Annotated in this window: 1 protein-coding gene; it reads right to left on the bottom strand. The window is 45.2% G+C overall.

Annotation, left to right across the window (positions count from 1 at the left end; translation table 11 throughout):
- A partial coding sequence (locus tag BTV98_RS13165) for an FAD-dependent oxidoreductase (RefSeq protein ID WP_143505768.1) occupies nucleotides 1–354 on the bottom strand: 354 nt, incomplete at both ends.

Raw genomic sequence — 354 nt, 5'->3', positions numbered from 1 at the left:
GTCGTTAAAGGGACAGAGATTAAGTTCTCGATATCTTGCGTGTCTTTTACCTGCCCACCAATACGATCAGCGACCATAGTGACTTTTAAGCCTTTACGCGCGGTATAAATCGCCGCCGCCACGCCAGCAGGACCGGCTCCGATAATCGTCACATCTTGCTGCCCTAGCTGTTCAGCATCGTCATCAGCTTCGCTCAGTAAATCAGGAAATTGCTCTTGTAATTTTTCAATCAATTTAGCCGTATCAATCAGACCATTAGCAAACGGCTTACCATTTAAAAACACTGCTGGTACGCCTTGGATGTTATTAGCTTCTACTTGCTCTTGGAATAATGCGCCATCGATCATCTCATTA

The organism is Psychrobacter sp. Cmf 22.2 (assembly GCF_001921745.1).
Classification (GTDB): domain Bacteria; phylum Pseudomonadota; class Gammaproteobacteria; order Pseudomonadales; family Moraxellaceae; genus Psychrobacter.
The sequence above is the reverse complement of the archived record's forward strand: the minus strand, read 5'-3'. Positions and strand labels throughout refer to the sequence as shown.